At 39.9% G+C, this 7,450-nt stretch carries 7 protein-coding genes; 3 read left to right on the top strand and 4 right to left on the bottom strand.

Annotation, left to right across the window (positions count from 1 at the left end; genetic code table 11):
* Positions 1 to 458 (top strand): hypothetical protein (locus tag AC1DND_RS14285; protein WP_477582529.1); only part of this gene is annotated, 458 nt, incomplete at its 5' end.
* A 336-nt stretch (positions 459 to 794) separates the two neighbouring features.
* Here the strand turns inward: AC1DND_RS14285 and AC1DND_RS14280 are convergent.
* The 4 genes from AC1DND_RS14280 to AC1DND_RS14265 all read right to left on the bottom strand — a co-directional run bounded on the left by AC1DND_RS14280 (position 795) and on the right by AC1DND_RS14265 (position 6,029).
* Complete coding sequence (locus AC1DND_RS14280) at positions 795 to 1,673, bottom strand: PorP/SprF family type IX secretion system membrane protein (RefSeq protein ID WP_477582531.1); 879 nt, start codon at positions 1,671 to 1,673, stop codon at positions 795 to 797.
* A 13-nt stretch (positions 1,674 to 1,686) separates the two neighbouring features.
* Positions 1,687 to 2,190 (bottom strand): gliding motility-associated C-terminal domain-containing protein, encoded by a 504-nt coding sequence (locus tag AC1DND_RS14275; protein WP_477582527.1) that lies wholly within the window; start codon positions 2,188 to 2,190, stop codon positions 1,687 to 1,689.
* 5 nt (positions 2,191 to 2,195) lie between these two features.
* The gene (locus tag AC1DND_RS14270) at positions 2,196 to 4,406 is read right to left on the bottom strand and encodes a beta strand repeat-containing protein (RefSeq protein WP_477582525.1); all 2,211 of its coding nucleotides are present in this window, start codon (positions 4,404 to 4,406) and stop codon (positions 2,196 to 2,198) included.
* Positions 4,407 to 4,685: 279 nt separating this feature from the next.
* On the bottom strand, positions 4,686 to 6,029 hold the full coding sequence (locus AC1DND_RS14265; RefSeq protein ID WP_215124806.1) for a deoxyguanosinetriphosphate triphosphohydrolase: 1,344 nt from the start codon (positions 6,027 to 6,029) through the stop codon (positions 4,686 to 4,688).
* A gap of 137 nt (positions 6,030 to 6,166) precedes the next feature.
* On the opposite strand from AC1DND_RS14265, the gene AC1DND_RS14260 reads away from it, so the two are divergent.
* Together AC1DND_RS14260 and AC1DND_RS14255 are read left to right on the top strand one after the other, a co-directional pair.
* Positions 6,167 to 6,814, top strand: coding sequence for a hypothetical protein (locus AC1DND_RS14260; protein ID WP_477582523.1), 648 nt, complete (start codon positions 6,167 to 6,169; stop codon positions 6,812 to 6,814).
* A gap of 109 nt (positions 6,815 to 6,923) precedes the next feature.
* Positions 6,924 to 7,286, top strand: a complete 363-nt coding sequence (locus tag AC1DND_RS14255) for a hypothetical protein (RefSeq protein WP_477582522.1) — start codon at positions 6,924 to 6,926, stop codon at positions 7,284 to 7,286.
* The last annotated feature ends 164 nt before the right edge of the window (positions 7,287 to 7,450 follow it).

The following is a 7,450-nucleotide window of genomic DNA, read 5'->3' as shown; positions in this document are numbered from 1 at the left end:
GCGCAAGGCTGATCAATCCGTCACGTTTATCATCCTTATGGAAAAGTGTTAGTGATACGCTCAGAAAAGAACGCAAGCAGCTGCAGGAAGCCCGTCAGGAAATTAAAGCACAAGCCGATAACATTTCAAGCTTAAAAGGCGAAGTAAATGGAAAAGAAAGTTCCTTGGCCAATGCCAACGCTGCTGTTAATGAAATTAAATTTTTAGGCATATCCTTCAATAAAGGCACCTATAATACCATTGTTTGGGCCATTATTATTGTACTTGGGGTAGGTTTGGCCTTTGTAATTTTCCAATCCGGCAAATTAAGGCACGAAGCGAAGTACAGAACCGAGCTTTACCAGGAAGTGGCCGATGAATTTCAGGCACACAAAGTAAAAGCAAAGGATAAAGAAATGAGACTTGCCCGTGAGCTGCAGGACGAGCGTAATAAATGGGATGATGGCCGGGGAAGATAGTCGAAGACTTTTTAATTAATTGAAAAAACTTAACTTTTTTTTTAGAAAAGCAGGGCTAGTAGTGCTTCGGTTCCACTAGCCCCGCCATTCGCTTTACCTCACTGCGTTCAGTGTCCGCTACTGTCGGGTTTATTCCAATTATAGCAGCACTATTTGGCCCCCTAAACCCGATCAAAGCGAGATGCCGATATTTCATCGGCAGAAGCGGGAGCGGAACTGCTTTCCAAACAAATAACTGAATTAAAAAAATGATTAAATTATTCGAGAAATCTGCAAATACATTTAACAGTAGATTTCTCCATTCCGTTGCATTCAGTCGAAATGACGATAACACGCTTAATTTTTGATGCTATACTTCAAACCCACCTCAAATTCGCCATTGCTATAACTCTGCATTTTTGAAGTATTGGTAGTGTACTGGAATAAAACCGAAAATTGGTTTTTGTAGTTTGCACCAAAACCAGCTGTAAAACTGTTGGTGCTATGATATATGCCGTTAAGCATCAACTTATTCTCTAAAAACTGAAGATTTACACCGGCATCAAAAATACCATCATAATTCTGCACCCCTCTATACACCAATTTCGGTTCAATACTGTTGATTACTTTATCAGTTGTGAATTTATAACCGGCTGCGATAAAATAAATCGATCGGTCTACCACGTTTCGCAGTACATCTCTTTTAAAAAACCGTTTAAGATTAGGCAAAGCAGCCTGTAGTGTCAATTTATCGGAGCGGTAAGCTACTCCAAAATCGCCATCCAAATATAATCTACGATCGTTAAAGCTATTGAGTACATCGTCGTCTAAATCGCCTTTGGCTTTACCAAAATCAATCCATTCATTCATAATGCCGGCAGACAAACCAAAATCCAAGAAGTTGGTCCCCCCATTTAAAGGCAAATGATAAGCATAAGTTACAGTTGCCCTGGTACGGTTAATGGCGCCTGCACCTTCATTGTAAAAAAGAATACCCAAACCTACTTTATTATTAGTCAAACCATAGTCGCCAGTTAAATACTGAATCTTTGGTGCACCATCTACCCCCGTCCATTGCGTTTTAAATGCTGCATTTAAATTTAGTCCGGTTTCTAAACCTGCCATTGCCGGGTTAGCCAAAAACTGGTTCTGATAGTAGATGCTACCCATGGGGTTAAGCTGGGCAAATGCTGGCGTAACAAACAAAAACAACAGCCCCGCCATATAACATTTCATTTTTTTCACGCTGTTATTTTTTATATAAGATTGATATAAAACCTTTAATAGAACCATCTCCCCCTAAATCGAGCATATAATAATAAGTATCTTCGGTAAGTGGCTTTCCGTTAAAATAGCCTTCCCAGTTGTTTTGATAACCTTGGGTAGTATAAATCAACCTTCCTCCCCTATCAAAAATGGATAGTTTGTTATTCGGATACTTTTCTAAGCCTTTAACTACAAAAAAATCGTTTGTCCCGTCTCCGTTTGGAGTAAGGATATTATTTACAATGGCTACGTCGGCCGTGGTCTGTATGATCAGAAAAGGCTGTAAAAACCCTTGGGTCAATGTAGTGTTGGCAGCCTGTAAAGTTTGCACCAGTACCATTTCACCAATACTAAAATCGTATAATTGATTATTAATCTTACCGTTGCCACTAGCCGAATTAACCACATACGGCAAACTTTGTGCGTTTGCGTTTCCCCAGAAAAACACTATGGTTAAGAAAACAAGCAAATAGGATATTCTTCTCATTGTGTTTAGTTTAAAGAGATCCAAGCCGCCCCATCGCTTTGAATGGTGAAAGTTTTTGCACCGGTAATGGTGGTTACATCAGAATCATCATTCAACAAAACAGGATTGTTTAACGTAACATCACCTGATGATAAAGCTTTCACAATTACATAAATCCTTCCTTTACAGCTAGAGGCCGTTGGGAGATTAACACTTACCGCCAAACCTGCATTTTTTATCCTGACTGTGTAATGACTGGCATCGAGTGTTAAGGCCCCGGCTGTAGTATAGATTAAAACACTTGCTGCAACAGAACCATTGATGTTTAAAGTACTTGCATTTGCTGGGGCATAAGCTACAGAAGATGCAGCGGCAGTTCCATTAATGGTTAATGCGCCACCATTTGCTGCAAAATCGCCAGCGATTAGCGGGTATGAGGTACTAGAGTTAGCTACTACCAAAGTATTATTTGAATTTGTGCTGTTAGCGGCAGCATTGCTTCCGATGAAAACATTCCCTGCCCCATTGTTTTTCGAACCGGCAGCATAACCTAGTGCCGTATTATTGTCGCCATTACTGGCTTCAAGCGCCAAACTTCCAATAGCTGTGTTTGATATACCAGTTCTATTGGCCATTAGCGCATGCGTGCCAATTGCAGTATTATTGGAGCCTACCGTATTAATCGCTAATGCCTGCGAGCCAAAGCCGCTGTTGTTGATAGCACTAAAACTGCGCTGCAACACCAGGTAACCAAAAGCGCTGTTTTCGTAACCTGAAATGTTAACAGATAATGCTTCGCGACCAAATGCACTGTTGTAAAAGCCAGATACATTCGCGGTAAGTGTTTTATAACCGTAAGAAATATTGTTTTCGGATGAATTGCCTARACGGCCAGATTTTAAACCGTTAACCAGAAAGTTGATGGCCACATCATCTGTATTACCTAGGAAATTATTGTTTTGATCGGTGCTGCCCGTATTTCCTTTTAATGCCCAGGCATTTGCATTTGCAAATAATGTCCTGCTGATTAATTCGGGTTTCCCGGTTGTTGCGTTGGTGATATACACTTTGTTTGCATCACTCAGCCCATCAGTAGTTAATTTAGCCACCGTAACCGAAGCATCAGCAAGCTTTGCTGTAGTTACCGACCCATCAGCGAGCTGTAGTGTATTTACTGCGGCATCATCGATATTAACGTTTTTAACTTCTTTACTTCCAATTTTTACAGCGGTTACTGCAGCGTCGGCTAATTTTGCCGTTGTTACTGCCCCATCTGCCAGTTTAAGCGTGCTAACAGCCGCCGTGTTTATATCAATTACTACATCTTTCAATAAAGCCGTAGCGCCATTAGCACTAATACTCAAATCAGTTGAGGTTAATGCCTTAGCGCCTGATAGTTGACTCACATCCAATGTTACTGGTTTCCATGCAGTGCCATCAAATAGAAGCACCTGATTGTTGATTGGTGAAGTGGCATTTAATGTCTTTCCCTGAAGATTAGCTAATGTAGGATTTGGATAATTCCCTGTTAAATCACCGCCAGCTACTCCTGTTGAAGGGCCAACTGGGCCTATGTCACCTTTATCCCCTTTTATGCCAGGTATGCCCTGCAAACCTTGTAATCCGGTAGCTCCCGTTGCACCTGTATCTCCTTTCGCTCCTTGTAGACCTATTGCGCCTACTGCTCCTTGTGCACCGGCAGCACCAGTTAAGCCAATTGGCCCCTGAGCACCAGTTGCTCCTGCAGGTCCTTGCGGACCTGCAACGCCCGCAATACCTTGTGCACCAGCAGGGCCAGCTACACCCGGATCTCCTTTGGGTCCGGTTGGCCCATTGGCAGCATAAAGGGCATATGGAACACTTAGCAATTGTGCGGTTCCGGCCAAACTAAAATTTGTACCATTATCAGGATCGATTTCGACCTTAACAAACTTTAATCCACTCGCCCAAGTTACCCCAGCAATTGTACCGTTAACCGAACTTGCACCAGTAGCCCCGATAGCTAATGTATATAAACCTAAAGTATTTGTCGTTACATTTCTTACTTCCGAATATTGAACGGTTCCAGTTGAAGATCCATCTAAAATACTAATCCGCAGGGCTATATTTTTATTGGCCAGCGGGGTGCCATTGGCATTTCTTGCCGCTCCTTGATAATTAAATTGTTGGGGTGTCTGCGCTTTAATAGCTAAGGTGAACCCTATGCTTAACAAAGCAATTAGTAAAAGTTTTTTCATGAATCGGGATGAGATCTAAAGCATCAGGCGTAAAAATAAGAGAGCCTAACGATCAAATCTAACAATTAGTACAAGCTGCTCAATTCGCTTTACACGAAACGCTAATTACAAATACTAAAACGATTTTAAAGAACTACAAATCAACCACTTAAATAAAATTTAATTTCACAGTTTTACACAAACACCCAATTTAAGACCGATTTAACCCTCTAAATCAGAAGAAAAACAGGATGAATCAGCAATTAATCGAACATAAAAAGTAAAGCCAGAAAGTTATCTTTAGGTTTCCGAAGGAAAAGATATTCCCTTTATATTGCGGTATAGATCAACTGCGTACAAATCGGTCATACCCGAAACGAAATCCAATACGCTCTGTATGATAGAATAAATATCAGTTAAATCGGTATGATATTGTTTGGGAATAAGTTTAACCAGTTTTTTATAATAGTGTGTATTGTTATGAATAAGTGCAGGAACAAACTCTTCTAATAAACCGGCCATAATTTTATAACCGGCAACCTCTTTCTGTATAACCGACGAGAAATTGTAGATACGCTCTACAGAAATTTTTTCTACGGCTTTCCAGGCAGAAATATAGGGCTCGGGCAATAAATCGGTTAAACTTTGATTAAGCTCGCCTTTCAATAATTTTTCTTGTTCCCTAAAAAATATACCTGCACATTGGTTGGTTAACGTATTAATTGCTTTTGCCCTCAACAGACCGATTTTTGCATCGTCGTCTTCATAATCATTTTTTAAACGATCTTCGATGGTGGTAGAATTGGCAAAAGGCAACAGATAACTCTTTACCTCCTCATAGGAAAGTATCTTTAAGCGGTGTGCATCTTCCAAATCGATGATGCTGTAACAGATATCATCTGCAGCCTCAACCAGATAAACCAAAGGATGTCGTTTGTAAATGAGGTATTCGCCTTCTTCTTTCTCCAAATTGAGCTCTTCTGCGATCTTTTTAAAAGTTTCTTCTTCTGATTGAAAGAAACCGTATTTCTTACGGTGCAGCACCCCCTTTTGTTTACCCGCAATTGAGGCGCAAGGGTATTTTGCAATCGAAGCCAAAGTAGAATAGGTTAACGCATAAGCATCGTTGCCTTTTCCTTTTAGCGGATGGGTAAGGATCCGGATGGCATTTGCATTACCTTCAAAATTAATTAAATCGTGCCACTGCGATTCCTTCATTTCTTTCTGATAAACTTTCCCATCGCCATCGGTAAAATATCGTGAAATAGCTGCTTCTCCTGAGTGCCCAAAGGCTGGGTTTCCCAAATCATGCGCCAGTGCAGCGGCAGCCACGATATTACCCACTTCGTTAATTAAAGGAACATCTTTAATCAGTTGCGGTTGTTGCTCTTCTACACTTTTTAAAAAAATATTGGCCATGGAGCGGGCCACACTGGCAACCTCTAAACTATGCGTTAAACGGTTATGTACAAAAACACTTCCTGGCAATGGGAAAACCTGGGTTTTGTTCTGCAACCTTCTAAAAGGAGACGAAAAAATCAACCGGTCATAATCACGCTGAAAATCAGACCGTGCCCGATCTGTGCTGGCACCATATTGTTCTTGTCCGTATCTCTTATTCGAAAGTAAATATTTCCACTCCATTTATCCCGTTTGCATTTAAAATTTGGCGCAAGTTAAACAAAACGCGAAAATGGTTAAGCATAAAGCCTCAGGTAAAATTTAAATTACATTAATTAAAAGATATTTTTATATTCGCCAGAAAATTAAACAAACAAATAATGAAAAAAATCTTATTAACGCTCGCTATCTTATGCTGCTTTACGGTCTTAACCAAAGCACAATTTGAAGGCTCGAAGCAAATTTTCGAAAGTCCGAAACTAAAGGAGACAATCAAAACACAAAAAATTGTAGCCATCTTACCTTTCGAGGTAAAAATTTCTTACCGGAAACAACCAAAAAACTTCAGTGCAGAAGGAAACAAAAGCCAGGAAGAGTCGATGGCAAGATCAATACAGGCCAGTATGTACACTTTTTTGTTAAGGAAAGCTTCTGATTATACCGTAACTTTCCAGGATGTTGACAAAACAAACATCTTATTAAAAAAAGCAGGTGTTTTAGGTAAGTTAGACGAAACAACTAAAGATGAACTAGCCAAAATACTTGGTGTTGATGCTGTTATCGGTGGGCGTTTTGAAACTGAGCAAACGAAATCTGAAGCTGGTGCAATCGCCTCTGCTGTTTTATTTGGTGGCTTTGGTGGAAAATCTGGAACAGGCACCATGTTCTTAACCATAAACAACGGAGCTGATGGAGAGTTAATGTGGCGTTTCTTTAAAACAATGGACGATTCCATTATGAGCTCTACAGATGATATGGTAGAACGGATGATGCGAAAAATATCACGGAATTTCCCATATAAAAGTTAAAACGAAGGCAGATAGAAATATCTGCCTTTTTTGTTACTGCCTATTTTTTCATTTATCCTGATTCAAACTATTTAGTCTGCGTTCTGTTTATTCATAAAGCTATAATACTATGAAAACGAACATATATAACAAGGAAGAGCATATTGAAGGTTATGTAGGATCAGGTGATGAACAATCAGAAAAATCTGATGTACAAAAAGCTTACGAAGCAGGTAACGACACCGATGTAGTAACCAGTTATGGCAAAGAACCAAGCGAACTGATTAAGGGAAATCCTTTAGCCAAAGACGGCCGGGATAACTCTGGCACGCAAGGTAAAGATTCTCTTAGTGATGACGCCTACAACAGTTCGGATAAAAACCCAACCATACAGAGTGCCGAAAGTCATACCGGAAGTTCATCTGACGATTTTAAGACAAAAACCAGCATTAATGAGGCTGATGAAAACCATGCTTTAAATACAGGAATATAAACAGATAATTATGGGACTATTAAAATATGCCATTTTAGGCGCAGCAGCTGTGTATGGTTTTAAGTATGCTACAAAAAAGCGGATAACTGATGGTAAATCGTTGATTGATGACTTTAAGGAAAAAGCTCCAGAATATGTAGATAGGATTAAGGATTATTCTGAAA

The sequence above is a fragment of the Pedobacter sp. 01N416 genome (genome assembly GCF_056399685.1).
This window is presented reverse-complemented; position numbering and strand designations above follow the sequence as displayed.